Source organism: Streptomyces sp. NPDC006687, assembly GCF_040636215.1.
Lineage (GTDB): Bacteria > Actinomycetota > Actinomycetes > Streptomycetales > Streptomycetaceae > Streptomyces.
In genome coordinates this window covers 20,176-43,345 of the sequence record NZ_JBEYJJ010000016.1, presented here as the reverse complement: position 1 = coordinate 43,345, position 23,170 = coordinate 20,176, and the positions used below count along the sequence as shown (strand labels likewise).

At 74.1% G+C, this 23,170-nt stretch carries 14 protein-coding genes; 7 read left to right on the top strand and 7 right to left on the bottom strand.

The window, feature by feature from the left end:
- Positions 1-111: 111 nt before the first annotated feature.
- Positions 112-1,866, bottom strand: coding sequence for a serine/threonine-protein kinase (locus ABZ716_RS20015; protein ID WP_358960515.1), 1,755 nt, complete (start codon positions 1,864-1,866; stop codon positions 112-114).
- Between the two features lie 468 nt (positions 1,867-2,334).
- Between ABZ716_RS20015 and ABZ716_RS20010 the strand changes: the two genes are divergently transcribed.
- The 5 genes from ABZ716_RS20010 to ABZ716_RS19990 all read left to right on the top strand — a co-directional run bounded on the left by ABZ716_RS20010 (position 2,335) and on the right by ABZ716_RS19990 (position 11,593).
- Positions 2,335-5,442, top strand: a complete 3,108-nt coding sequence (locus ABZ716_RS20010; protein ID WP_358960513.1) for an FHA domain-containing protein — start codon at positions 2,335-2,337, stop codon at positions 5,440-5,442.
- 246 nt (positions 5,443-5,688) lie between these two features.
- Complete coding sequence (locus ABZ716_RS20005) at positions 5,689-7,014, top strand: ABC transporter substrate-binding protein (RefSeq protein WP_358960613.1); 1,326 nt, start codon at positions 5,689-5,691, stop codon at positions 7,012-7,014.
- A 26-nt stretch (positions 7,015-7,040) separates the two neighbouring features.
- Positions 7,041-8,339: a sugar ABC transporter permease gene (locus tag ABZ716_RS20000; RefSeq protein WP_358960610.1), complete on the top strand. Its 1,299-nt coding sequence runs from the start codon at positions 7,041-7,043 to the stop codon at positions 8,337-8,339.
- Positions 8,336-9,193, top strand: coding sequence for a carbohydrate ABC transporter permease (locus tag ABZ716_RS19995; protein ID WP_358960511.1), 858 nt, complete (start codon positions 8,336-8,338; stop codon positions 9,191-9,193). The genes ABZ716_RS20000 and ABZ716_RS19995 overlap by 4 nt, the downstream gene beginning before the upstream one ends.
- A gap of 105 nt (positions 9,194-9,298) precedes the next feature.
- Complete coding sequence (locus ABZ716_RS19990) at positions 9,299-11,593, top strand: bifunctional glycosyltransferase family 2 protein/CDP-glycerol:glycerophosphate glycerophosphotransferase (RefSeq protein WP_358960509.1); 2,295 nt, start codon at positions 9,299-9,301, stop codon at positions 11,591-11,593.
- 10 nt (positions 11,594-11,603) lie between these two features.
- On the opposite strand, the gene ABZ716_RS19985 is transcribed toward ABZ716_RS19990, so the two are convergent.
- From ABZ716_RS19985 to ABZ716_RS19975, 3 genes are all read right to left on the bottom strand, one after another.
- Positions 11,604-12,542, bottom strand: coding sequence for an RNA polymerase sigma-70 factor (locus ABZ716_RS19985; protein ID WP_358960506.1), 939 nt, complete (start codon positions 12,540-12,542; stop codon positions 11,604-11,606).
- 109 nt (positions 12,543-12,651) lie between these two features.
- Positions 12,652-13,860 (bottom strand): FAD-dependent oxidoreductase, encoded by a 1,209-nt coding sequence (locus ABZ716_RS19980; RefSeq protein ID WP_358960503.1) that lies wholly within the window; start codon positions 13,858-13,860, stop codon positions 12,652-12,654.
- A 113-nt stretch (positions 13,861-13,973) separates the two neighbouring features.
- Positions 13,974-14,606, bottom strand: a complete 633-nt coding sequence (locus ABZ716_RS19975) for a TetR/AcrR family transcriptional regulator (RefSeq protein ID WP_358810190.1) — start codon at positions 14,604-14,606, stop codon at positions 13,974-13,976.
- A 196-nt stretch (positions 14,607-14,802) separates the two neighbouring features.
- Between ABZ716_RS19975 and ABZ716_RS19970 the strand changes: the two genes are divergently transcribed.
- Together ABZ716_RS19970 and ABZ716_RS19965 are read left to right on the top strand one after the other, a co-directional pair.
- Entirely contained in the window at positions 14,803-15,708 is a 906-nt protein-coding gene (locus ABZ716_RS19970) for an ABC transporter permease (RefSeq protein ID WP_358810191.1), read from the top strand.
- Positions 15,701-16,510, top strand: coding sequence for an ABC transporter ATP-binding protein (locus ABZ716_RS19965; protein WP_358810192.1), 810 nt, complete (start codon positions 15,701-15,703; stop codon positions 16,508-16,510). Before ABZ716_RS19970 ends, ABZ716_RS19965 begins: the two co-directional genes overlap by 8 nt.
- Positions 16,511-16,589: 79 nt before the next feature.
- Here the strand turns inward: ABZ716_RS19965 and ABZ716_RS19960 are convergent, their stop codons facing one another.
- The 3 genes from ABZ716_RS19960 to ABZ716_RS19950 all read right to left on the bottom strand — a co-directional run bounded on the left by ABZ716_RS19960 (position 16,590) and on the right by ABZ716_RS19950 (position 23,140).
- Positions 16,590-21,572 carry an NAD-glutamate dehydrogenase gene (locus tag ABZ716_RS19960; RefSeq protein WP_358960501.1) on the bottom strand — a complete coding sequence of 1,661 codons (4,983 nt, stop codon included), beginning with the start codon at positions 21,570-21,572 and terminating at the stop codon, positions 16,590-16,592.
- 384 nt (positions 21,573-21,956) lie between these two features.
- On the bottom strand, positions 21,957-22,643 hold the full coding sequence (locus ABZ716_RS19955; RefSeq protein ID WP_358810194.1) for an HAD family hydrolase: 687 nt from the start codon (positions 22,641-22,643) through the stop codon (positions 21,957-21,959).
- Complete coding sequence (locus ABZ716_RS19950; protein WP_358960499.1) at positions 22,640-23,140, bottom strand: hypothetical protein; 501 nt, start codon at positions 23,138-23,140, stop codon at positions 22,640-22,642. The genes ABZ716_RS19955 and ABZ716_RS19950 overlap by 4 nt, the downstream gene beginning before the upstream one ends.
- Positions 23,141-23,170 lie beyond the last annotated feature (30 nt).

Here is a 23,170-nt window from a genome sequence, read left to right as displayed (position 1 = left end):
CGGGCGAAATCACGTCCTGGATGTCGACAAATCCACGAAGTCGGCGGTACGGGAGGCCAAAACGGCCTCCGTCACCGCCGGCTTCGCACGCCTCAGGCGTCCTCCGGGGCGTCAGGAGCCGCCGGAGCTCACGCTGTTCGCCTTGTCGCCGATCGAGCCGACGAAGTCCACGGCGTCACGGCCCCAGCTCCACACCTGGTCCCACCAGCCCTTGCCGGTGCCGACCCATTCCTGGAGCGGGGTCAGTTCCCACACCAGCCAGCCGCCGACGAACAGCAGCAGGATCAGGACGAAGCAGCCCTTGAGGCAGCCCAGGCCCGGGATGCGGACCGGGTTGGCGCTGCGCCGGCGCGGCTCGCGCGGCGGACGGGGCTCCCGCGGGGGCTGCTGCCGGGGCGGCTGCTGAACCGGCGGCTGCGGCTGCGGCTGCGGCCGGCGGTACGGGGCCTGCTGCTGCGGGGGCGGCGGGGGCTGGTACGCCTGCGGCTGCTGGTACTGCTGAGGCTGCGGCGGCGGAGCGTACTGCGGCTGCTGGTACTGCTGGGGCTGCTGGTACTGCTGCGGCGGCGGAGCCGGGCGGTACTGCGGCTGCTGCGGCTGGTGCTGCGGAGGCGGCGGGGCCTGGCGCTGCGGGCGGCGGCGCAGGGGGTCCTCGCTCGGGTCGAGGTACTGCATCTGCGTCTGCTCGTTGCGGTCGCGCGCGGCCCGCATCTGCGACTGCCACGGGTGCGGGGCGTCCGGCCGCTGCACCGGGGGCATCACGGAGGTCGGGTCGGGGGCGCCCTGCCCGGCGGCGACGGGCGGCAGCACGGTGGTGGCGTCCGCCCCGTCGACCGGGGGCAGCACGCTGGTCATGGCGTTCGGGTCGTAGTCACCCTGGTTCCCCACGGGGGTCACCTGGGTCGGCGCGCCGCTGCCGGGGTACTGCGGGGCGGCGGCCGGGACCGGCGCGGGCGAGGGGTCGGGGGCGAGCAGCGCGCCGACGCCGAGCGCGGCCTCGACCTCGTCGGGCGAGGAGTGCACGCGGATGCCGGCCGCGACCACGCGCAGGCCGCGGGCCAGGCTCTCGGCGCTGGGGCGCTCGTCGGGCTCCTTGCGCAGGCAGCGCTCGATGACGATCCACAGCGCCTCCGGCACGGACGAGGGCCGCTGCGGGTCCTCGCTGAGGTGGCGGTGGAGCACTTCGAGCGCGGTGCCGCCGGCGAAGGGCGGGCGGCCGGTGAGGAGCTCGTACAGCAGGATGCCGGCGCCGTAGATGTCCACGGCGGAGGTCTGCGGGCGGCCCTCGGCGGACTCGGGGGCGACGTAGGCGGGGGTGCCGACGAACTCGTGGGTGCGGGTCAGACCCGGGGAGTCGGCGAGGCGGGCGATGCCGAAGTCGGTGAGCATCGGCTTCATCTGCCCGTCGCTCTCGTCGACCAGGACGTTGGCCGGCTTGAGGTCGCGGTGGACGACGCCGTCGGCGTGGCTGGCGGCGAGGGCGTCCGCGATCTGGGCGGTCAGCAGGGCCGCGGCGACGGGGCTGAAGGGGCCGTTCTGCCGGAGGTACTTGTGCAGGTCGGGGCCGTCGATCAGGTCCATGACGAGGGCGAGGAGGTCGCCCTCGACCACGAGGTCGCGGGTGCGGACGATGTTGGGGTGCGTCAGGCGCAGCAGGACGGACCGTTCGCGCAGGAAGCGCATGACGATGTCGGCGTCCTGGGCCAGCTCCTCCTTGAGGACCTTGATGGCCACCGTCTCGCCGGGCTGGCCGGCGACGGCCGCCTCGGCGCCGGCGGTCTCCCTCTGGCGGGCACGCCAGACGGTGCCCGTGGCGCCGCGCCCGAGCGGCTCCTCGAGCAGGTACTTGCTGCCGACTGGCCGCACGTCGCGCGCTCCCCTGCTGTCGTTCTGCTGTCGTGATTCCGGCTGGTTCCGCCGAGTGGGTTTCCGGCCCAACTCTAGGGGGTGTCTCCGTGGAGGACGCGGGTCGAGGGAGGTTGGTTGCCGCACATATGTACGAAGGGTGAGTTTTACGGCGTATGCCAGGGGCGCTTTTCCCCGGAACGGGCACGTCGCCCGTAGGGGCCGGTGGCCGGATCCGTGCGGTGCGGGCGGGCGGGCACCGCCGATCAAGATCATTCCTGGTCGGGTGCCGGGCGTGTCGCGGGCGACAGGTGCGAGGATGCACCCGTACGGAACGGCCGGGACGGGAGCCCTGCCTTCCGGCTGACCTGAACGGACGAAGCGTCCGTGCCGGGCGGGGGGTTGACCGGGCAGTCATGGCCTGCCGCTCCCCCCGCCGGGCGCCCGCACCGTGCACTGCGCTCCGCGCAGAAGGGACCGCTGACGGCGATGCAGATCCGGCTGACCGTCCTCGGGTCGCGCGGCGGCCACCAGGCCGCCTCCGCGCCCGCCGGCTGTGACGTACTCGTCACCGCGCCCGCCGGGACCCCGCTGGCCGCCGTGGCCTCCGGCCTCGCCGCGACCGTCGGCGGCCCGGACACCGGCGGCACCGTCGTGCTGTACGCGGGGCCGCGCCGGCTCGACCTCCAGCGCACGGTGCTGGGCGAGCCGCCGCTGGTGGACGGGGCGGTGCTGACCCTGCACGTGCCGGCGCCGGACGCGGACGCCCTCGGCGACGACGGGCTCGGCGCCCCGCAGCTGCGCGTGGTGGCCGGCCCCGACGCGGGCGGGGTGCACCTGCTGCACCCCGGGTCGGTGCGGATCGGGCGCTCGGCGGACGCCGACGTCCCGCTGGACGACCCGGACGTGTCGCGGCTGCACTGCTCGGTGACCGTGATGCCGGACGGCCGCGTGGCGGTGGCCGACCTCGGCTCGACGAACGGCACGACGGTGGACGGCACGGAGATCGGCCCCCGGTCGGTGCCCCTGCCGCCGGGCGCCCTGCTCCGCATCGGCGAATCCACCCTCCGCCTGACCTCGGGCGGCTCCCCCCGCCTCCCCACGACCCCGGACCACGAGGGCAGCCTCACCCTCCCGCCCCGGCCGGCCGGCCCCGACGCGGACACCTCCGGGGGCGGCGGTACGGGGCCGGGCGCGGGTGACCCGGACGCCGGCGCGGCCTGGGCCCCGGATGCCGCCGGGGAAGCCCACCCGGGCCCCGCCGCACCGGCGTACCCCGGCGCAACGGGGGCGCACGCCGGCGCCCCCGGCGCACCCCACGCCCCCGGCGGGGCGTACCACGAGAGCGCACCCGGCGGGCCCCACGCCGACCTGCCCGGCGCACCCCCGGCGCCCGGCGCGGCGCACGCCGCCCAGGCCCCCTACGCGCCCCCGGCGCACCACTCCCCCGGCCCCGACCCGGCCGCCGACGCCCCCCGGCGGCGGCTGGGCGGGATCGGGGCCTGGGCGCGGAAGTGGGTGCGCGGGGAGGACGGCCCCGGCGTCGACGGCGGCGGGGTGGCGGGGGCCGAGGGGGTCGTGCCCCCGCACGGGGACGACCCCGCCGCGCTGCTGCTCGCCGCGCTCGGGCCCACCGGGCGGCTGTGGTCGCGCGGGCCCGCGCACCCCGGGTTCCTGGAGGTGGGGCTCGGCGCGGGCAGCCGGGTCGCGCTGCGCGAGAGCGGGTCGCTCGGGCTGGCCGGCCCGCGCCCCCGGCTGGCGGGGCTCGCCCGGTCGGTCGTCGCACAGCTCGCCGCCCTGCACGCGCCCGCCCGGCTGGAGATCGTGCTGCTGTCCGCCGACCGCGCCCGGCCCCTCCAGGAGCGCCGCCGCGACTGGGCCTGGCTCGGCTGGCTGCCCCACGTGCGCCCCGCGCACGGCCAGGACTGCCGGCTGCTGCTGGCGTACGACCGCGACCAGGCGGCCGCCCGCACCGGCGAGCTGACCCGGCGGCTGGAAGACGGCCCGCTCGGCAGCGGCTGGGCCGGCGCCGACCCGGCCGCCGTACGCCGCGCGGCCGACGCGTACGACGGCCCCCGCACCCTCCTCGTCGTGGACGGCGACCCCGGCACCGCCCCCCTGCGCGACCTCACCCGCCGGCTCGCCTCCCACGGCCCCGCCGCCGGTATCCACGTCCTCGCGCTCGCCGAGGCCCCGGCCGCCACCCCCGCCTCCCCGGTGGCGCAGACCTACGAGACCGCCTGCGCCGGCACCCCCGCCTTCCGGGACTGCGCCGCCGTCGCCCTGCTCAGCGGGGACGTCGCCACCGCCGTCCGGACCTTCGCGGTCAGCGACGGCCGCCCCGTTGCGCCCGGTGCCACCGCCGTGGCCGACGGGGTCTCCGCCGCCTGGGCGGAGCGGTTCGCCCGCGCCCTGGCCCCGCTGCGCGCGGACGCGCCCCCCGCGGAGGGCCGGGCCGGCCACCGCCAGGCCGCCAGCCTGCCCGCCTCCGCCCGCCTCCTCGACGAGCTCGGGCTGGCCCGGGCCACCCCGGCCTCCCTGATGGCCCGCTGGGCGTCCGCCGCCGACCAGGGCCGGGCCGTCGGCGGCCTGGCGGACGTGGTCCTCGGGGCGGGCCGGCGCGGGCCGGTCGGCGCCGAGCTGGTCCACGAGGGCCCGCACCTGCTGATCGAGGGCCCGGCCGGCAGCGGCCGCACGGAGCTGCTGCGCTCCCTGGCCGCCTCCCTGGCGGCCGGGTCCCGCCCCGACCACCTGGGCCTGCTCCTCCTCGACGGCGCGGGCGGCGAACGCGGCGAGGGCCTGCTGCCCTCTACGGAACTCCCGCACGTGTCGGCCCACCTCGTGGCCTCGGACCCGCTGCGGATGCGGGAGTTCGCGCAGGCCCTCGCCACCGAGCTGGGCCGCCGCCACGAACTGCTGGACGGGGTCCCCTTCGACGAATGGCACGGGCGGCGCGGCCTGTCCGGCCACATGGTCTCCCCCCGCGACCCCGGCCCGGGCGAGCACCGCGGCGACCTCGACCCGCAGCGCACCGGCACCCTCCGGCTGCGCCCCTCCGCTCCCCGCACCGACCCGGCCTCCGGCCCGAGCCCGCTGCCCCGGCTGGTGCTGCTGGTGGACGACTTCGACGCTCTGGTCGCCCCGGCCCTGGGCAGCCCGGGCCGGCCCGCCGCGGGTTCCCTCGTACGGATCCTGGAGGGCGTGGCCCGTGAGGGCGCCCGCCTCGGGGTGCACCTGATCACCGCCACCGCCCGCCCGGAGCGCACCGCCGAGACGGAGCCGGCCCGGCGCTCGGCGCTGCGGGTGGAGCTGGACGCCCCGGACCGGCCGGGACCCGGCCGGGGCCGACTGCTGTACGCCGACGGGCGGGCCGTCCCGTTCCAGGCGGGCCGGATCACGGGCCGGATCCCGCGCACCGCGACCCTGAGGCCGACCGTGGTTCCGGTGGAGTGGGAGCGGATGGGCGATCCGCCCGCCCGCCGCCCGGTACGGGAGCTGGGCAACGGTCCGACCGACCTCGCCCTGCTGGCCAGCGCCCTCGACCGGGCCTCCCACCTGGTCTCGGCCATACCGGTGCTGTTCCCCGCGGCCCCCTGAGACCACGCCGCTCCCCCGCGAGGCGGTATTGCGGGGGTGCGCGGCGCGGCGTAGACCTGGGGGCACGGAGCACACCACGGTCACTCGGCATCGGGGGGCGACACCTTGCGCGGACGTCAGGAACAGCACGGATCGGGCCACGAGAGAACCCGGACGCACGGCGACACGACCGGCGGCCGGACGACAAGCCACGACAGAAGCCGCAGGAGAGCCCGTACGAGAGCCCGGGCCCGCGTCTGGGCGGCCCTGGCGGCGGCCGGCGCCCTCGCGCTCACCGCCTGCGGCGGCGGAGGCACCACCGCCGGCAGCACCCCCTCCACCGCCCAGGGGCAGACCCCTACCGTCGCCTTACCGAAGCTGCCCGGCGAGAAGCTGGAGGTCTCGGCGGTCTGGACGGGCCCCGAGCAGGCGAACTTCACCAAGGTGCTGAAGGAGTTCGAGAAGCGGACGGGCGCGAGCGTCACCTTCGTCCCCGCCCAGGACCCCATCGTCACCTTCCTCGGCACGAAGATCGCGGGCGGACAGCCCCCGGACGTGGCGCTGCTCCCGCAGGTCGGGGCGCTGGTCGCGGCGGTGCGCAACAAGTGGGCGCAGCCGGCGGGCCCGGAGGCCCGGGCGCAGCTGGACGCGAACTACTCGCCGGGCTGGCGGCAGCTGGGGGCGGTCGACGGCACCCAGTACGGGGTCTACTACAAGGCGGCCAACAAGTCGCTGGTCTGGTACAACGCGAAGGCGTTCGAGGCGGCGGGCGTGAAGCCGCCGAAGACCTGGAAGGAACTGCTGGCCGCGGCGGACACCCTCTCGGCCTCCGGCACCCCGGCGTTCTCGGTGGCGGGCGCGGACGGCTGGACGCTGACGGACTGGTTCGAGAACGTCTACCTCTCGCAGGCGGGCCCGGAGAAGTACGACCAGCTGGCGAAGCACCAGATCAAGTGGACGGACGACAGCGTCAAGCAGGCGCTGACCACCCTGGCCGAGCTGTTCGGCCGCAAGGACTTCCTGGCGGGCGGCCCGACCGGGGCGCTGGCGACGGAGTTCCCGAAGTCGGTGACGCAGACCTTCACCGGGGGCGACCGGCCGGCGTCGGCGATGGTCTTCGAGGGCGACTTCGTCGCGGTGAACATCGGGCAGACGGAGGCGAAGGTCGGCGAGGACGCGCTCGTCTTCCCCTTCCCCTCGGTCGGGGCGAAGGCGCCGGTGGTCTCGGGCGGTGACGTGGCGGTGGCGCTGAAGCCGTCGAAGGGGGCGCAGGCGCTGCTGACGTTCCTGGCGTCGGCGGACGCGGCGCGGATCCAGGCCGGGGAGGGCGGTTTCGTCTCCCCGAACAAGGCGGTGGACTTCGCGGCGTACCCGAACGACATCCAGCGGGGCATCGCGAAGGCGCTGATCGCGGCGGGTGACGACTTCCGCTTCGACATGTCGGACCAGGCTCCGGCGGCGTTCGGCGGGACGCCGGGCACGGGCGAGTGGAAGGCGTTCCAGGACTTCCTGGCGAACCCGTCGGACGTGGCGGGCGTCCAGGCGAGGCTGGAGGCGGACGCGGCCAAGGCGTACGGAGCCCAGGGGCAGTGACGGTCTCGACGCGGGCGGCCCGGCGGATGCCGGGCCGCCGGGCCGCCACGCGCCGGCGGCTGGTCGCGGCGGCGTTCCTGCTGCCGGCGCTGGTGCTGCTGGGGGCGCTGGTCGTCCAGCCGATCGGCTTCTCGCTCTACCGCAGCCTCTTCGACCGTTCCGGGGACACCTTCGTCGGCGCCGCCAACTACGAGGCGGTCGTGCGCGATCCGGCGATCGTCACGGCCCTGCGCAACACGGCGGTGTGGGTGCTGGTGGCCCCGGCGGTGGCGACGGCCCTCGGTCTGGTCTTCGCGGTGCTGACCGAACGGGTCCGCTGGGGGACGGCGTTCCGGCTGCTGGTGTTCATGCCGATGGCGATCTCGATGCTGGCGGCGGGCATCATCTTCCGGCTGGTGTACGACCACGATCCGCACCGGGGCGTCGCCAACGCGGTGCTGGTCGGGGTGCACGACACCTTCGCCCCCTCCTCGGCGTTCCCCAAGGCCCGCCCGGGCCGGGACTCCCCGCTGGAGCCCGCCGGGGACGGCGCGTTCCTCACGCGTGCCCCCGTACGGGCCGGGGTGCCGGCGCTGCTGCCGCTGGTCGGGGTGGCGCCGGAGGCGCTGCCCGAGGGGGCCCGTACGGCGGCGTCGGCGCGGGCGGTGCCGGGGAAGGTCACCGGCACGGTCTGGCAGGACTTCACCCGGGGCGGGGGCGGCGCGGTGAACGTGGTCGACCCGGCGGAGACGGGCCTGGCGGGGATGCGGATCGAGGCGGTGCGCGACGGGCGGGTGGTGGCTTCGGCCACGGCCGGCGCGGACGGCACCTTCACGCTGCCGGCCGCCGCTGACGGGGCCCGGCTGCGGCTGCCGGCGTCGAACTTCCGGGCACCGTACGCGGGGGTGGAGTGGCTGGGGCCGGTCCTGGTGACCCCGGCGGTGATCGGGGCGTACGTGTGGATGTGGGCCGGGTTCGCGATGGTGCTGATCGGGGCGGGGCTGGCGGCCCTGCCCAGGGAGCTGCTGGAGGCGGCCCGGGTGGACGGGGCGGGTGAGTGGCAGGTGTTCCGGCGGATCACGGTGCCGCTGCTGGCGCCGGTGCTGGTGGTGGTCCTGGTGACGCTGGTCATCAACGTCATGAAGGTCTTCGACCTGGTCTTCGTGATCGCGCCGGGCGCCGTGCAGGACGACGCGAACGTGCTCGCGCTCCAGCTGTACCGGACGGCTTTCGGTACGGACGCCGACCAGGGGCTGGGCAGCGCCATCGCGGTGCTGCTGCTGGTGCTGGTGGTGCCGGTGATGCTGCTGAATATCCGCCGGATGCGGAAGGAGGCGTCCCGGTGACCGCACTGAACCCGCTGAACACGCTCAGGCGCCTGGCGGGCGGGGTGCTGCTGCGTGTCTTCCTGGTCCTCGCCGCCCTGTTCTGGCTGGTGCCCACCCTGGGCCTGCTGGTCTCCTCCCTGCTGTCCCCGGAGGAGCTGAACCGGGGCGGCTGGTGGCGGGCGCTGACCGCGCCGTCCCGGCTGACCGCGTCCAACTACGCGCACCTGCTGGCCGACAACACGATCACCGGCTCCCTGCTGAGCACGGTCGCGATCGCCGTTCCGGCGACCGTGCTCGTCCTCACCCTCGGCGCACTCGCCGGATACGCCTTCGCCTGGCTGGAGTTCCCCGGCCGGGACTGGCTGTTCCTGGTCGTCGTCGGGCTGCTGGTGGTACCCGTGCAGGTGGCGCTGATCCCCGTCTCCGAACTGTTCGGCACCCTCGGGCTGTTCGGGACGACGGCCGGGGTGGTGCTGTTCCACACCGCCTTCGGGCTGCCCTTCGCGGTGTTCCTGCTGCGCAACTTCTTCGCGGAGATCCCGCGCGAGCTGCTGGAGGCGGCGCGGCTGGACGGGGCCGGCGAACTGCGGCTGTTCTCCCGGGTGGTGCTGCCGCTGGGCGGTCCGGCGATCGCCTCGCTCGGCATCTTCCAGTTCCTGTGGGTGTGGAACGACATGCTGGTGGCGCTGGTCTTCGCCGACTCGGCGCACCCGCCGGTGACGGTGGCGCTCCAGCAGCAGGTGCGGCAGTTCGGGAACAACATCGACGTCCTGGCGCCCGGCGCCTTCCTGTCGATGGTCGTGCCGCTCGTCGTCTTCTTCGCCTTCCAGCGGCAGTTCGTCACGGGGGTGATGGCGGGGGCGGTCAAGTAGCCGGAAAGCCCGGTGATCATGGCGTTGACGTGCTGCGTTGACGCCGGGTAGCCCGAATGCCGCACGGTCCGTAACCCGGACGCCGCGGCCGCGTTGCCCGGCCATATGCCCGCGCCGACCCCTGGATGTGCCGTGCCCCGGTTCAGCGTCATCGTGCCCGCGTACAAGGTTCAGGCGTACCTCCAGGAGAGTCTGGAATCGGTCCTGTCCCAGTCGTACCCGGACCTGGAGCTGATCGCGGTCGACGACGCCTCCCCGGACGGCTGCGGCGCGATCATCGACGAGCACGCGGCCCGCGACCCCCGGGTCACCGCCGTGCACCTGCCGCACAACCTGGGCCCGGGCCCGGCCCGCAACGCGGGACTGGCCCGGGCCACCGGCGACTACCTCCTCTTCCTCGACGGCGACGACACCCTCACCCCGGGCGCCCTCCAGGCCCTCACCGACCGGCTCAAGGCCACCGGCTCCCCCGACGTCCTCGTCCACGGCCACGCCCGCGTCTCGTGGACCGGCGAGCTGGTCCGGGGCCGCCCCGCGCACCCCCTCTCCGAGGAGGGTCCGGCCAGTTTCCGGCTCGCCGACCGCCCGGCGCTGCTGGGCTTGCCGATGGTGGTGTGGAACAAGGCGTACCGCCGTGAGTACGTCGAGCGCGAGGGCCTGGAGTTCCCGCCCGGTCTCTACGAGGGCACCGCCTGGAGCTGTCCGGCGCTGCTGGCCGCCGAGTCCGTGGCCGTCCTCGACCGGGTCTGCGTCCACCACCGGCAGCGGCGCACCGGCGCGGCCCTGACCACCCCCGGCCGCCGCCACCTCGACGTACTCGACCAGTACGAGCGGGTCTTCGGCTGGCTCGCCGGCCGCCCCGAACCGGAACGCTGGCGGCCCGCGCTGCACCGGCGGATGGCCGGACACCTGTGCGCCCTGTACGCCGACCCCCGCCGCCTCCCGCGCACCGCCCGGGCCGAGTTCTTCGCCCGGGCCTCCGCCCTGTTGCGCCGCCACGGCGGCCCCGCGGACACGGGCGCCCTCCCGCTGTCGCCGACCCGCACCGACCGGCTGCGGCACACCCTGATGCGGCTGGGCGTCCGGCGCACCTACCGGCTGGCGTCCGCCGCCCGCGCGGCGGCCCTGGCCACGGCCGGGGCGGGCTCGGCGCTGTGGCGGGGACTGCGCGAGAGCGTGCTGCGCCTGCACTACAGGATCCAGCGGCTGCTGCCCCTGCGGCCGGAGCTCGCGGTCTTCTCCGCGTACTGGCACGGCGGCTACGCCTGCAACCCGGCGGCCATCGAGGCCAAGCTGCGCGAGCTGGCCCCGCGCATGCGCACGGCATGGATCTGCGAACCCCGCCACGCCGCGACCCTGCCGCCCGGGACGAGGCCGCTGGCGCCGGGCTCCGCCGCGTACTGGACGGCCCTGGCCCGGGCCACGTACCTCACCTCGAACGTCAACTTCGACCGGGGGCTGGTCAAGCGGCCCGGCCAGGTCCTGCTCCAGACCCAGCACGGCACCCCCCTCAAACGGGTCGGCCTCGACCTCCGGGACCGCCCGGCCGCCACCCCCACCACGGATTTCGAGGGCCTGCTGCGCGGCGCCGACCAGTGGGACTTCCTGCTCTCCTCGAACCGGCACTCCACCCTGGTCTGGGAACGGGCCCTGCCCGCCTCCTACACCACCCTCGAATACGGCTACCCGCGCAACGACCCCTTCCACCGGGCCACCCGGGCCGAGGTCCTCGCCCTGCGCGAACGCCTGGGCATCGCCCCCGGCACCACCGCGATCCTGTACGCCCCCACCCACCGCGACTACCGGCGCAGCCGGCCCGAGCACCTCGACTTCGAGCGGGTCCTGCGCGACCTGGGCCCGCGCTTCACGATCCTGGCCCGCTCCCACCTCACGTACGCGGGCACCGAGCACCGGCGGGATCCGCACCCGAGGCTGCTGGACGTCTCCGCCCACCCCTCGGTGGAGGAGCTCTGCCTGGCCTCGGACGCCCTCGTCACCGACTACTCGTCCCTGATGTTCGACTACGCCTGCCTGGACCGGCCGATCGTCATCCACGCCGATGACTGGGAGGCGTACGAGGCCGCCCGCGGCACCTACTTCGACCTGCGGACCTGCCCGCCCGGGGCGGTCGCCCGCACCGAGGACGAGCTGGTGGACATCTTCTGCACCGGCCACTGGCGGGGCTCCCGCTCGGCCCAGCTGCGGGCCGCGTTCCGCGCGCGGTTCTGCTCGTACGACGACGGCCACGCGGCCGAACGGGTGGTGCGCCGGGTGTTCCTGGGCCAGCGGACCCCGCTGCCGGCCGTCGTCCCGCTGGAGGACCGCCACCCGGCGCCCGCGGCCCCCTCCTCCGCAGCGGCCGCCGACCGGACGCCGCTTACGGCGGGGCTGTGGCCATGAGCGGCGGGGGTCAGCGCAGGGTGAGCGGGGTCTCGGCGGCGACCCGGGTGAGCTTGTGGGGGTTGCGGACGTAGTAGAGGCCGGTGATACGGCCGTCCTCGATCCGCGTCGCCATGATCCCGTCGAGTTCGCCGTCGAGGTGGGCGACGAGGGCCGGGCTGCCGTTGACCACGGTGGGGGTGAGGGTCAGCGGGAGCTTGTTCTTGCCGAGGCCGCCGAGCAGGAAGCGGGCCACCTTCCCGGCGCCGCCGATCGGGCGCAGCGCGGCCTGCTTGATGCCGCCGCCGTCACCGATCAGGACGACGTCGGGGGCGAGCACGTCGAGGAGGGTCTGCGGGTCCCCGGTCTCGACGGCGCGCAGGAAGGACTTCAGCGCGGCGGAGGCCGCGTCCGGGGCGACGCTCTGGCGGGGGCGGCGGGCGTCGACGTGCTTGCGGGCGCGGTGGGCGATCTGGCGTACGGCGGCGGGGGTCTTGTCGACGGCGGCGGCGATCTCCTCGTAGTCGTAGCCGAAGACCTCGCGCAGGACGAAGACGGCGCGTTCGACGGGGGCGAGGGTTTCGAGGACCAGCATCATCGCCATGGACACGCTCTCGGCGAGCTCGACGTCCTCGGCCACGTCGGGCGAGGTGAGCAGCGGCTCGGGCAGCCAGGCGCCGACGTACGCCTCCTTGCGGCGCTGGAGGCTGCGCAGCCGGTTGAGGGCCTGGCGGGTGGTGATGCGGACCAGGTAGGCGCGCTGCTCGCGGACCTGGCCGAGGTCGACGCCGACCCACCGCATCCAGGTCTCCTGGAGCACGTCCTCGGCGTCGGCGGCCGAGCCGAGCATCTCGTAGGCGACGGTGAAGAGCAGGTTGCGGTGGGCGACGAAGACGGCGGTCGCCGGGTCGGTGGCGTCGGTGGTTTCGGTGACGCCGGTGGTGTCGGTGCCCGTGTCGCGGGTGGTCATCTCGGAGTGTCCCTCCTTCTGCGGCCGGCGGGGGTCTTCGGACGCGCGGCTCCCGGCAAGATCATCTCGCCGGGGGTGCGACCGGGGGCCCCGTTGGTGGAATCCGTGCTCACGCGACCGGCTGGGCGGAGGCCCGCGTCTCGGCGGCCCGGGCGGCGGCCAGCAGCTTCTGGCGGGTGCGTCCCGGGACGCGGTGCAGCCTGAACCCGCCGGGGCGGCGCGCCTCGCCGGACAGGTGCTTGAGGATGCCCTGGCAGACGAACTCCTTGAGCTTCGCACCGGTGCGGCCGTCGATGTGGAGGGGTCCGGCGACGTCGGACATGCGGGAGAACTGGAAGAGGCCGTCGTGGCGCCCCAGGCTGAGGCACTGGCCGGCTAGCAGCTGGCTGAGGTTCTCGGGGCGTTCGCCGCCGATCCGGCTCAGCACCGTGTCCGCGGCCCGCGCGCCCAGGGGGATGGCCGCCTGGCAGCTCATGCGCAGTGGCAGGTCCGAGGGCGCGGCCGAGTCCCCCGCGGCGACGATACGGTCGTCGTCCACGCTGGTCAGGGTCTCGTCGGTGATCAGGCGGCCCAGGGCGTCGGTGGTCAGGCCGCTGCGGGCGGCGAGGTCGGGGACGGCGAAGCCGGCGGTCCAGACGGTGATCCGGCCGGCCTGCTCGCGGCCGTCCGCCAGCCGGACGGAGCCGGCGGTCACGGCCGTCACCCGGGTGCCGGGACCGTCGAGGACGCGCACCCCGAGGGCCGCGAGCCGCCGGGCCACCGAGCGGCGCGCCCGGGGGTGCAGGTACGGGCCGAGCACGCCGCCGCAGACGAGGGTCACGGCCCGCCCCTCTCCGGCGAGTTCGGCGGCGGTCTCGATGCCGGTGGGCCCGGCGCCGACCACCGTCACGGGGGCGTCGGCGGGCGCGGCTTCGAGGACGGGCCGCAGCCGGCTCGCCTCCTCGAAGGTGGCCAGCGGGTAGGCGTGTTCGGCCGCTCCCGGCACGCCGGCGTCGGCGCTGCCGCTGCCGACCGCGTAGACCAGGTGGTCGTAGCCGGCCGTACCGCCGCCGGCCAGCTCCACGCGCCGCCCGGCGACGTCGATCCGGGTCACGGCGTCGACCACCAGCCGGACCCCGCCGGCCAGCACCTCGCGGTAGTCGACGAGGGCCGGATCGGTGCCGCCCACCAGCTGGTGCAGGCGGATGCGGTGGACGAAGTCCGGCCGCGGGTTGACCAGCGTCACGCTGACGTCCTCGCGCAGCGTCAGGCGGTTGGCGGCCATGACGCCGGCGTATCCGCCGCCGATGACGAGGACGTCGGTGCTCTTCGCGCTCACGGTGTCTCCTCCGGCTCCAGGGGGTTCGACCACAGGACACCGCAGCCCCCCGCCGTGTGACACGGTGTGGGCCGGATCACACCCGTGGCCGGCCGCCCTGGGGCCGGGCCGCCTCAGCCGGTCTTCAGCCCCGCCACCACCGAGCGGGCGAGCCCGTCCAGGTAGGCGGCCGGGACGGTGTCGCCCACCACGACCTGCCGCCAGTACAGGGGGCCGACCGCCAGGTCCAGGGCTCGTTCCGGGGAGGCCGAGTGCTCCAGCTCGCCGCGGGCGACGGCCTCGGCGACGATGCCCTCGGCGAGGCGGCGCTGGCCGTCCAGCAGGGCGCCCCGTACCGCCTGCGCGATCTCCGGGTTCCGCGCGCCCTCCACCAGCAGGTCGGGGATGACCGCCGAGGCCACCGGGTGGCGCAGGACGTGCGTCATGACCTCCAGCAGGGCCCGTACGTCCCCGTAGAGGGAGCCGGTGGCGGGGACGGGCAGGCCGTCCGCCGCGAAGGCTCCGATGATGTCGAGCACCAGGTGCAGCTTGGACTTCCAGCGCCGGTACACCGCCGTCTTGCCGACGCCGGCCCGCCGGGCGATGCCCTCGATGGACATCCGGGCGAAGCCCGCCTCCGCCAGCTCCTCCAGCACCGCGCCGCGGATCGCCTCCGTCACGTCCTCGCGCAGGACGGCCGCCCCGGCGGGGGCGCGGCGGGCGGCGGCTGGGGCGGGGTGGGGGGCGGCGGCAGGCTCGGTGGTCATGCCCAGAGCATAGCGGCGCACGCCGCCACCAGCCCGTCACGACGATACGGTTGCGTTCCGTCGACTCCCGCCCTACTCTCCCCGTAGCGACGATACGGACCCGTCCCGTCGCCCGGCTCCCTCCCGGACCCGTCCGGGAGCCCCCTCGGGGCGCCCCCCGGCCGGCGACGCCCCGACCCCGGCGAAAGCGAAGCCCGTGACCCCAGCGACCACCGCGCCACCCCACGCGGCCCCCACCACCCCCGCGGAGCTGGCGGCAGCCCACGGCCTGACCCTCAGCGGCGCCCGCCCCTCCCTGCCGAGCTACCTCGCGCAGCTGTGGGACCGCCGCCACTTCGTGCTCGCGTACGCCACCGCCCGTATGCACGCCACGTACAGCACGGCCAAGCTCGGCCAGGTCTGGCACCTGATGACCCCGCTGCTCAACGCGGCCGTCTACTACTTCATCTTCGGCCTGGTGATGCAGGCCAGCCACGGCGTACCCGACTACCTGCCGTTCCTGATCACCGGCGTCTTCGTCTGGGACTTCATCGGCAGCTCCATCAACACCGGCACCCGCGCCGTCCACAGCAACCTCGGCCTGGTCCGCGCGCTGCACTTCCCCCGCGCCAGCCTGCCCCTGTCCTCGGTGGTCCAGCTGTTCCAGCAGCTGCTCGTCACCATGGGCGCCCTGGTCGTCCTGCTGCTGGCCTTCGGCCAGATGCCCTCCCCGGCCTGGCTGCTCGCCGCCCCGGCCCTCTTCCTGATGGCCGTCTTCTGCGCGGGCTGCGCGATGGTCATGGCCCGCATCGGCAGCAAGAACCCGGACGTCAGCCAGCTGATGCCGTTCGTGCTCCGCACCTGGATGTACTCCTCGGGCGTGATGTGGTCCATCGACTCCATGCTGCGGTCGGACCACCTGCCGCACTGGGTGATGCTCCTGCTCAAGCTCAACCCGGCGGCCGTCTACATCGACCTGATGCGCTTCGCCCTGATCGACAGCTTCAAGGCTTCGCAGCTGCCCCACCACGTCTGGCCGATCGCCATCGGCTGGGCCCTGCTCGCCGGCATCGGCGGCTTCGTCTACTTCTGGAAGGCAGAGGAGGAGTACGGCCGTGGCTGAGACCCTGACCCGCACCCCCGCCGACGGCGCCACCGCGGCCGGCGCCCGCGTCCCGACCGTCATCGCCGACGAGGTCCACGTCATCTACAAGGTGCACGGCACCGGCACCCGCAAGGGCGGCGCCACCGCCGCCCTCAGCCGCATCTTCTCCCGCAAGCCCGCCCCCGGCGTCCGCGAGGTGCACGCCGTCCGGGGCGTCAGCTTCACCGCCCACAAGGGCGAGGCCATCGGCCTGATCGGCACCAACGGCTCGGGCAAGTCCACCCTCCTCAAGGCCATCGCCGGCCTCCAGCCGGTGGCCCGGGGCGCCGTCTACTCGCACGGCCAGCCGTCCCTCCTCGGAGTGAACGCCGCCCTGATGAACGACCTCACCGGCGAACGCAACGTGGTCCTCGGCGGGCTGGCGATGGGCATGACCCGCCAGCAGGTCCGCGAGCGCTACCAGGACATCGTCGACTTCTCCGGCATCAACGAGAAGGGCGACTTCATCTCCCTGCCCATGCGGACGTACTCCTCGGGCATGGGCGCCCGGCTGCGGTTCTCCATCGCCGCCGCCAAGGACCACGACGTCCTGATGATCGACGAGGCCCTCGCCACCGGTGACGCCGCCTTCCAGCGCCGCAGCCAGGCCCGTATCGAGGAGCTCCGCGCCCGGGCCGGCACCGTCTTCCTCGTCAGCCACTCCATCGGCACCGTCCGCGAGACCTGCGACCGGGCGATCTGGCTGGAGTCGGGCGTCATCCGCATGGACGGCCCGTCCCAGGAGGTCTGCGACGCCTACGAGGCGTTCACCCGCGGCTAGAGGAGCCGGACGAACGGGCCGGGCCCGGAACCCCCCGAGGGGTTCGGGGCCCGGCCCGTTGCCGTCTCCGGCGACGCCGCTACGCGTGCACCCGCAGCAGCGAGCGCATCGTGCGCATCGCCACCGACAGGTTCGCCAGGTCGAAGTCGTCCGAGCCCCGGATCTCGTCCAGGGTCGTCCGCGCCCGGCTCAGCAGCGCCGCGTTCTTCTGCTCCCACGCCTTGTAGCGCTCCTCGGGAGTGGCGTCCGCGTCGCCCACCGACAGCACGTCGGCGGTCAGCGCCGCGTGCGCCGCGAACAGGTCCTCACGGATCGACGCACGGGCCATCGACTGCCAGCGGTCCTCACGCGGCAGCTCGATGATCCGGTCCATCAGCTGCGTGATGTCCAGCCGGTCCGCGAGGTCGTAGTACACCTCGGCGACGGCCAGCGGGTCCACGCCCGTCCGGTCGGAGGTGGCGACGATGTCCAGCGTCGGGAACGCCGAGGAGAACCCGGCCACCTTCGCCGCGAGCTCCGCCGGGACGCCCTCGCCCGTCAGCTCGTCCATCACCGACTGGTACCACTCCAGGTCCGCGCCGCGCACCAGCTTCGGCAGCTCCGCCCAGACCTGCGCCACCCGCGCGCCGAACAGCTCGACGGTCTCGGTGATCTGCAGCGGCTGCGGGCGGTTGTTCAGCAGCCAGCGCGTACCGCGCTCCACCAGGCGCCGCGAGTGCAGCCGCACCCGGGTCTGGACGTCGGCCGCGACCTTGTTGTCCAGCGCCTCGACCGCGTCCCACACCTCGGCCAGGCCGAAGATCTCACGGGCCGACAGCTGCGCCCGGACGATCTCCGCCGTGGAGGCCCCGGTCTCCTCCCGCAGCCGGTGCAGGAAGGTCGAACCACCGGTGTTGACGGTGTCGTTGACCAGCAGGGTGGTGATGATCTCCCGGCGCAGGGCGTGCGCGTCGATCTGCTCGCCGAACTTCTCGCGCAGCGGGGCCGGGAAGTAGGCGTGCAGCAGACGGCGCAGGTAGGGGTCGTCGGGCAGCTCGGTGTGGATGAGCTCGTCCGCCACCGTGATCTTGGTGTAGGCGAACAGGACGGCCAGCTCGGGCTGCGTCAGGCCGCGCCCGGTGTTCAGCAGCTCGCGGATCTGGCGGTCGTTGGGCAGGAACTCCAGCTGGCGGTCCAGCAGCCCGTCCCGGCCCAGCCGGCGCATGAAGCGCTGCTGCGCGTGCAGCAGGCTCGACGCCTGGGCGGAGCCGTTGGCCAGGGCCACGTTCTGCGCGTAGTTGTTGCGCAGGACCAGGTGGCCGACCTCGTCCGTCATCTCGGCGAGCAGCTTGTTGCGCTGCTTGACGGTCATGTCGCCCTCGGCGACCAGCGAGTTCAGCAGGATCTTGATGTTCACCTCGTGGTCGGAGGTGTCCACGCCGGCGCTGTTGTCGATGGCGTCGGTGTTGATCTTGCCGCCCTCGCCGCCGGCACCGCTGCGGGCGAACTCGATACGGCCCAGCTGGGTCAGACCCAGGTTGCCGCCCTCGCCGATGACCTTGGCGCGGACGTCGGAGCCGTTGACGCGGATGGCGTCGTTGGCCTTGTCGCCGACGTCGGTGTGGGTCTCGGACGTCGCCTTGACGTACGTACCGATGCCGCCGTTCCACAGCAGGTCCACCGGGGCCTTGAGGATCGCCTGCATCAGGTCGGCCGGGGTCATCTTGGTGACGCCCGCCTCGATCCCGAGGGCCTCGCGGACGTGAGCGTTGACCGGGATGGACTTCGCCGTACGCGGGTGGATGCCGCCGCCCGCCGAGAGCAGCTCGGTGTCGTAGTCCGCCCACGAGGAGCGCGGCAGCTCGAACAGGCGCCGGCGCTCGGCGTAGGAGACGGCCGCGTCCGGGGTCGGGTCGATGAAGATGTGCCGGTGGTCGAAGGCGGCGACCAGGCGGATGTGCTCGGAGAGCAGCATGCCGTTGCCGAACACGTCACCGGACATGTCGCCGACGCCGACGACCGTGAAGTCCTCGGTCTGCGTGTCGTGGCCCAGCTCGCGGAAGTGCCGCTTGACCGACTCCCAGGCACCGCGGGCGGTGATGCCCATGCCCTTGTGGTCGTAGCCGGCCGAGCCGCCCGACGCGAAGGCGTCGCCCAGCCAGAACCCGTACGACTCGGCGACACCGTTGGCGATGTCGGAGAAGGTCGCGGTGCCCTTGTCGGCGGCGACGACGAGGTAGGTGTCGTCCCCGTCGTGACGCACCACGTCCTTGGGCGGGACGACCTCGCCCGCGACCAGGTTGTCCGTGATGTCCAGCAGCGCCGAGATGAAGATCTTGTACGAGGCGATGCCCTCGGCCAGCCACGCGTCCCGGTCCACCGACGGGTCCGGCAGGTTCTTGGCGACGAACCCGCCCTTGGCACCGACCGGCACGATGACGGTGTTCTTGACCATCTGCGCCTTGACCAGGCCGAGGATCTCCGTACGGAAGTCCTCACGCCGGTCCGACCAGCGCAGACCGCCGCGCGCGACCTTGCCGAAGCGCAGGTGCACGCCCTCGACGCGCGGGGAGTACACCCAGATCTCGAACGCCGGGCGCGGGGCCGGCAGGTCCGGGATGGCCTGGGGGTCGAACTTCATCGACACGTACGCGTGCTGCTCGCCCGCGTCGGTGAGCTGGAAGAAGTTCGTGCGCAGGGTGGCCTTGATCAGCGTCAGGAACGCCCGCAGGATGCGGTCCTCGTCGAGCGAGGCGACCTGGTCCAGGGCCCCGTCCAGCTCCTCCAGCATGGCGTCGACGAGCTCGGTACCGGCGGCCTGGCGGCCCGGCGACATCCGCGCCTCGAAGAGGGAGATCAGCAGCCGGGTGGTGTGGACGTTGTTGCGGAGGGTGTCCTCCATGTAGTCCTGGCTGAAGGTGGAGCCGGCCTGGCGCATGTACTTGGCGTACGCGCGCAGGACGACGGCCTGCCGCCAGGTGAGGCCGGCGCCCAGGACGAGGGTGTTGAAGTTGTCGTTCTCGGCCTGACCGGTCCACACGGCCGCGAAGGCTTCCTGGAACCGCTCGCGGGCGTCGTCGCCGAGGTAGTGGGAGGCGGCGGCGTGGTCGCCGCCCGCGGTGGACAGCGGCATCCGCAGGCCGAAGTCGTAGATCCAGGCGCTCACCCGGTCGCTGCGGCGCAGCTCGTACGGGCGCTCGTCGGTGACCTCGACGCCCAGGCGCTGGAGGACCGGCAGGACGGCGGACAGGGAGATCTGCTCGCCCTCGCGGTAGATCTTGAAGCGGCGCTCGCCCGGGCCCGCGCCGACGGGCTCGTACAGGGAGAGCGCGAACTCGCGGTCGCTGGCGGACAGCCGCTCCAGGTGGCACAGGTCGGACACGGCCATGCGCGGCGTGTGGTCGGCCTTGTAGCCCTCGGGGAAGGAGCCGCTGTACTTGCGCAGCAGCTCGGCGGCGCGCTCCTCGCCCAGCTCGGCGGTCAGCGCCTCGGCGAAGCCGTCGGCCCAGGAGCGGGCGGCCTCCACCAGGCGGGTCTCGACGCGCTCGACGTCGGCGTCGGTCAGCGCGGGCAGCTGGGTGCCCTGCGGGACGCGGACGACGAAGTGGATGCGGGAGAGGACCGACTCGGTGTTCCAGGCGGTGAAGTCGACGCTGGTGCCGCCGAGCTCCTCCTTCAGGATGTCCATCAGGCGCAGCCGGACCCCGGTGGTGAACCGGTCGCGCGGCAGGTAGACCAGCGCGGAGTAGTAGCGGCCGTACTCGTCCTGGCGCAGGTAGAGCCGCAGCCGGCGGCGCTCCTGGAGGTACAGGACGGACGTGGCGATCTCGCGCAGCTTGTCGACCGGGGTCTGGAACAGCTCGTCGCGCGGGTAGGTCTCCAGGATCTGGAGCAGGTCGCGGCCGTCGTGGCTGGACGGGGAGAAGCCGGCGCCCTCCAGCACCTCGGCGACCTTGCGGCGGATCACCGGGACGCGGCGCACGGACTCGGTGTACGCGGCGGAGGAGAACAGGCCGAGGAAACGGCGCTCGCCGACGACGTTGCCCTCGGCGTCGAACTTCTTCACGCCGACGTAGTCGAGGTAGGACGGGCGGTGGACGGTCGCGCGGCTGTTGGCCTTCGTCAGCACCAGCAGCTCGTGCTCGCGGGCCTTGGCGCGGGCGTCGGCGGGCAGCCGGTTGAAGGACGGCGAGACCGGGTGCGCGTCCTCCTGGCCGTGGTGGACCGGGTCGGAGCGCAGGATGCCGAGGCCGGTGCCGGGGACGGCCGCGAGGGCGTCGCCGTCGACCAGGTTGTACTCGCGGAAGCCGATGAAGGTGAAGTGGTCGTCGGCCAGCCAGCGCAGCAGCTCGCGGGCCTCCTCCTGCTCGTACTCGCGCAGGTCCGGCGGGCTCGGCTCGCCCGGCAGCTCGTCGGCGATGCGCAGCGCGGCGTCGCGCATCTTCTCCCAGTCCTCGACGGACTCGCGGACGTCGGACAGGACGCGCAGCAGGTCACCGGTGATCTGCTTGAGGTCGGCCTTGTCGGTCTCGCGGTCGATCTCGACGTGGATCCAGGACTCGACGAGGGAGTCGTGGGGGCGCGCGGTCCTGGGACCGTGGGCGTCGCAGTCGGGACCGAGGATCTCGATCAGCTTGCCGGTGACGTCACGGCGCACGACGACCTGCGGGTGGATCACGACATGGATGCCGCGGCCCTGGCGGGACAGCTCGTTGGTGACCGAGTCCACCAGGAACGGCATGTCGTCGGTGACGACCTCGACGACCGAGTGGCTGGAGGTCCAGCCGTTCTCCTCGACCGTGGGGGTGTGCACGCGCACGTTCGCCGTGCCCTGCGGGCGGTTCTCGGCGAGGCGGTAGTGGGAGAGCGCCGCCCCGTACACGTCGACCGGGTCGCGGTCCGCCAGGTCCTCGGGTGCCGTGTGCAGGTAGTAGCGCTGGAGGTAGGCGAGCGTCGCGCCCTGTCCGGGGTGCTCCCCTTGCTCGGACCCAGTCGGAAGTAGCCCCCCGGCCGGGCTGTTCTCAGCTACCCGTGCCGCCCGCGCGAGCAGCTCGGCCTTTGCTTCGTCCAGCTTGGTCTGCATGTCCTCTGGCTCCTGTCGCGCGCCATTGCGTGACGTAGGTGAAGGAAGGAATGACAAAGCGCCGCGATGAGGCGGGTTGTCCGTCCGGATTCGGTTTCGACGCCATGTCGTCGGAAGAGCCGCCCGGGAGGGCTTCGACCGTGATCGACAGGTCCCGGCGGCGGGGATCAGCGAAAGCCCGGGCACGGACGTGCGCCGGGCGCGGGCCGGGGGCGTCAGTGCCCCCGAGGACTATCGCGCTGATCACGGGTACTAGGCTATCTCGCCCTCCCCCCAGGTCGTCATTCACTGCATCTGTACAAAACCCGGGGCAAAACCTGGACACTCTGGCCAGGGACGTGACCGCCGCGGCGTGCGGGGGCGACTCTCCGTGCCGGTCCGTGCCTATCCGGCCAGTTCGCGGGCGGTGGCGACGGCCTCGGCCAGCGTGTCCACGACGGGCACGCCCGCGGTCTCCAGACTGGCCCGGCTGTGCGAGCCGCCGGTGTACAGGACGGCGCGGGCGCCCACGGCTGCGGCGGCCAGCGCGTCGTCCACGGCGTCTCCGACCAGGACCGTACGCGCGGCGGTCACACCGGCTGCCTCCATGGCCGCCATATGGCGTACGAGGTGCCCCGCCTTGGAGGTGTGCGAGGGCCCGGTGCGGCCGTCGACCCGCAGGAAGTGCACGTCGATGCCGTGCTCCCGGACCAGGGGCACCAGCTTCTCGTGGGGCGCGAGGGACAGCAGGGACTGGGTGAACCCGTCCGCCTGCCAGCCCCGCAGCAGCTCCCGCGCCCCCTCGGCCAGGCCGGAGCCGGCGGCGGCCGCCCAGTAGTGGCGGTGGAACGCCTCGTCCATGACGACCCACTCCTCCTGGGTGGGCACCCGGCCCATCAGCCGCTCGTAGAACTTCGGCACGGGGACCACGTACAGGTCGCGGTACCGCTCCAGGGTGATCGGCGGGAAGCCGAGCTCGGCGAAGGAGGCGTTGGTGGCGGTCATGACGGCGTCGATGTCGTGCAGCAGGGTCCCGTTCCAGTCCCACACGATGTGGGCCGTACCGGTACGCACCCGGATGTGAGCCGTCATCCCAGCAGCCCCGGGATCTCCTGCACCCCGAACCACAGCAGCTCGTTGTCCTCGGCCCCGTCGACGAGGAACTGCGCGTCGTCGTCCCCGCCGTCGGCGGCCTCCAGCGCACCGGCCGCGGCGGTCACGTCCTGCTCGGCGTCCGGGGCGTCCACGTGCACGGCCGCGGCCACGGTCAGCCGCACGGGGGCGGCGAGCGTCACCTGCCCGAGGGTGGCCTCGTCCAGCCCGGGGGAGGCGACGGCGGCCTTGTCCTCGACGTCGACGGCGACGACGACCCGCTTGCGGGGGGCCGCGGGGTCCTCGGCCAGCATCCGCAGCGAGGCCGCGGCGGCGCGGCTCAGGGCGGCGTACTCCAGCTCCTCGATGTCGTCGGAGACGTACCACTCGCGCAGCCCGGGGGTCACGGCGTAGGCGCGGAGCGGGGCGGGCCCCAGCTCGCCCGCCTTGTGCGCCTCGGCGAGCCCGGGGAGTGTCAGGGGGACGTACACGCGCATGGCCGGCTGCTTTCGGTAGTCGGAAAACCC

What these genes read in the sequence shown, in the direction of transcription:
- ABZ716_RS20010 (WP_358960513.1), top strand. Translation starts at nt 2,335, where the DNA reads ATGCAGATCCGGCTGACCGTCCTCGGGTCGCGCGGCGGCCACCAGGCC.
- ABZ716_RS20000 (WP_358960610.1), top strand. Translation starts at nt 7,041, where the DNA reads ATGCCGGGCCGCCGGGCCGCCACGCGCCGGCGGCTGGTCGCGGCGGCG.
- ABZ716_RS19990 (WP_358960509.1), top strand. Translation starts at nt 9,299, where the DNA reads ATGCCCGCGCCGACCCCTGGATGTGCCGTGCCCCGGTTCAGCGTCATC.
- ABZ716_RS19985 (WP_358960506.1), bottom strand. Translation starts at nt 12,542, where the DNA reads ATGACCACCCGCGACACGGGCACCGACACCACCGGCGTCACCGAAACC.
- ABZ716_RS19975 (WP_358810190.1), bottom strand. Translation starts at nt 14,606, where the DNA reads ATGACCACCGAGCCTGCCGCCGCCCCCCACCCCGCCCCAGCCGCCGCC.
- ABZ716_RS19960 (WP_358960501.1), bottom strand. Translation starts at nt 21,572, where the DNA reads ATGCAGACCAAGCTGGACGAAGCAAAGGCCGAGCTGCTCGCGCGGGCG.
- ABZ716_RS19955 (WP_358810194.1), bottom strand. Translation starts at nt 22,643, where the DNA reads ATGACGGCTCACATCCGGGTGCGTACCGGTACGGCCCACATCGTGTGG.
- ABZ716_RS19950 (WP_358960499.1), bottom strand. Translation starts at nt 23,140, where the DNA reads ATGCGCGTGTACGTCCCCCTGACACTCCCCGGGCTCGCCGAGGCGCAC.